Source organism: Microbacterium sp. (assembly GCF_039812165.1).
Classification (GTDB): Bacteria; Actinomycetota; Actinomycetes; order Actinomycetales; family Microbacteriaceae; genus Microbacterium.
In genome coordinates this window covers 1-2,839 of sequence record NZ_JBDIAB010000292.1, presented here as the reverse complement: position 1 = coordinate 2,839, position 2,839 = coordinate 1, and the positions used below count along the sequence as shown (strand labels likewise).

General features: G+C 73.9%; 3 protein-coding genes and 1 pseudogene. 1 reads left to right on the top strand and 3 read right to left on the bottom strand.

Annotated elements, in window-relative coordinates:
• A pseudogene (locus WML84_RS14515) lies at positions 1-217 on the top strand (hypothetical protein); the annotation flags it as partial.
• An 11-nt stretch (positions 218-228) separates the two neighbouring features.
• Here WML84_RS14515 and WML84_RS14510 read toward each other — a convergent pair.
• The 3 genes from WML84_RS14510 to WML84_RS14500 form a co-directional block, all read right to left on the bottom strand.
• Positions 229-873, bottom strand: a complete 645-nt coding sequence (locus WML84_RS14510; protein ID WP_347346848.1) for a hypothetical protein — start codon at positions 871-873, stop codon at positions 229-231.
• Positions 874-1,146: 273 nt separating this feature from the next.
• Positions 1,147-2,049 carry an RNA polymerase sigma factor SigJ gene (sigJ, locus tag WML84_RS14505; protein ID WP_347346847.1) on the bottom strand — a complete coding sequence of 301 codons (903 nt, stop codon included), beginning with the start codon at positions 2,047-2,049 and terminating at the stop codon, positions 1,147-1,149.
• Positions 2,046-2,839 (bottom strand): FAD-dependent oxidoreductase (locus tag WML84_RS14500; RefSeq protein WP_347346846.1); only part of this gene is annotated, 794 nt, incomplete at its 5' end. The genes sigJ and WML84_RS14500, both read right to left, overlap by 4 nt.

Below are 2,839 nucleotides of genomic sequence, written 5' to 3'. Positions count from 1 at the left end.
CGCCGCGAACGCCCTCGGCGACAAGATCGCGCAGTGGGAGCGGTGGCGCGACAACCGTCCCGAGGCGTCACCGCCGCCGGCTGCCACCGGGATCGTCCCCGCGGACGTCGCACCGGCCGGCCGTCGCCTCCGCATGGTCGCCGGCGGCGCAACCTGGATCTGGGTGGGCATCGGCATCGCCGTCGTCGTCGGCGTCTGGATCGCGAACGTCCTCTGAGCGCGGTCCGCTCAGTCCGACGAGACGTGCTGGGCGTACAGCGGCGGCAGGATGTGCTCCAGCAGACCGACCTCCTCGACGTTGTGGGTGATCCAGGCCCGCTCCATCCCGGGCACGAACACGCGCCGCCGCAGGTGGCGGTTGATCGGCGCGGTCCAGGCCGCGCGGCCGCCGACATCCATGACGCTCGTGTAGTGGGTCGCGTCGGCCGCGCGCGACCACGTGTGCTCGAGCTGGAACACCTGCGCGCCGAGCACCCGCAGCACCAGCCGGATGCCGGTGGCGTCGAGCTTCTCGACCGTGTCGACGGTGTCGATGTAGTACCGCTCGTCGCGGCCGAGCGCCTCGACGATGCGGAAGCGGGCGCCCTCGCCCACCCCGCCTCCCGGCGCCTCGCGGTCGAGCTCCCAGTGGATGTGATCGAACGGATGCCACGCCCGATACCGCGTCACGGTGTCGCCGAGGTACGTCATGGTGCCGCCGATGTGCTGGAACCACCACAGCAGCATCTCGGGCGTGATCCCGGCGAGCGGCTCGTGGTCGATCGTGATGCGCAGGCGGTGGCGCGGCAGGTACGTGATCGCGCACCGGTCGGGAACGGGCTCGCGCAGCGGCGCGAGGAGCGGCAGCGGCGCGGGCAGGTGCAGACGGGACATCGGTTCTCCTGGGTTCGGTCGACGGTCGGATGCCACGGTGTCACGCGCCGCTTGTGCGCCCCTTGCACCGCTCTGAATCCGGCGCGCGCCGGCGGCGGCGCGCCTCCCCCGTACGAGGTTCGCAGAATCGCACGAACTTCGGAGGATCGGGGCGGAAACCTGCGAAGTACGCGCGACTCTGCGACGTTCGTGCCGGCTGGCCGGCGGACCGGTCGACCGCACCGGCATCCGCCGCACGCCGCGCGCTCGCGGGCGGATGCCGGGCGCACCCGCTCAGCCGAGCCGCTCGCGGAGCTTCTCGGGGTTGACGAGGATCGCGATCTGCGTGATGCGGCCGCCGACGATCTCGAGGTCGAACACGCCGATCACCCGGCCCTCGTCGCGGGCGACGATGCCGGTGCGCCCGTTGACCGGCTCGATCGATGCGACGAGGCGCGTGGTCCGCTGCTCCTGCTTGCCGACGACGTTCAGCAGGTAGCGGGCGACGGTCTCGGCGCCGACGATCTCCTTGCGCGCCGTCCGCACGTGCCCGCCGCCGTCCGCGCGGGAGACGACCGCGGGGTCGAGCAGCCGGACGAGCGCATCGAGGTCGCCGCCGGCGCAGGCGGCGAGGAACGCGGCCACGACCTCGTCTCGACCACGTTCCGCGGCACCCGCCGCCTCGGTATCGCGGACCTTGCGGCGGGCGGTCGACGCGAGCTGCCGGCACGACGCCGCGGACCGCCCGACGACCGCGCCGACCTCGTCGAACGGCATCCCGAACACGTCGTGTAGGATGAGGCTCACGCGCTCGCCGGGGGTGAGCGTCTCCATGGCGACCAGGAGCGCGATGGAGACCTGCTCGTCGAGCGTCACCGCGTCGGCCGGATCGCGGCCGTCGCGCGGCGCGGCCGATGCGGGCAGGCTCCCCAGGATCGGCTCGGGCAGCCACATGCCCGTGTACGTCTCGCGCCGCGACCGCGCCGACGCCAGCTCGTCGAGGCAGATCCGCGAGACCACGCGCGTCAGCCACGCGATCGGCTCGCGCACGAGCGGCCGCTGGTCGTCGGTGAGCGCCCACCACCGGGCGATGCCCTCCTGGACGGCATCCTCGGCGTCGTGCACCGAGCCGAGGATGCGGTAGGCGACGCCGAAGAGGTGGCGGCGCTCGTCGGGCGTGGGCCGAGACGCGCTCACCGGTGCACCGGCTCGCGCTGCGGCGAGATCGCCGGACCCTTCGGGCCCTTCGGCCCCCAGTAAGCGCCCGGTCGGTCGCGCTCCTTCTTCGTCGCGTCGACGGTCATCCTGCAGATCGCCTCCTTGAACCTCGCTCCGAGCCTGCCGGTGAGGGCGAGGGCGGTCGCGGTGTCGTCGGCGCGGACCACCTGGACGTAGCCGTCGCGTCTCCCGAGACTGAGGCACTGGACGAGGAAGCCGACCGACGCGACGGGCAACGGCTCCCCGCGCAGCTCGGCTACCAGCGTAAGGGCCGCGGCCCCGCCGAGGGGCAGTGCGACCGCGCACCCCATGCGCAGGTGCCCGCCGACGGAGTCGGGGAGCCGCACGGCGTCGCCCGCGCCGAGGACGTCGGGCGCGTCGATCGAGCGAAGGTGCTCGTCCACGCGCAGGCGCCCGATCGTGTCGCACGCGAGTCCGCTCGTCGCCGCGAGGTCGGGGACCGAGAACGACGCCGTCCAGAGGCAGACGTCGAACGGGAGCGAGGTGCCGTCGGCGAAGCGCAGCACGGCCTCGTCCACGGCCTCGACGCGATCCCGCTCCTCGACGGTCACGCCGAGCCTCGTCAGCCGGCTCCGGATGCCGCGCCGCGCGCGCGGGCGCATCGCCGGCACGAGAGGGCCCGAGGTCACGAGCGTGACGCGCGCCGTCGGGCGGCGCTCCGCGACCTCGGCGGCGGTCTCGACGCCGGTGAAGCCTCCGCCGACCACGACGATGCGCTGGCCCGGACGCCCGGCGGCGATGGTCGCCG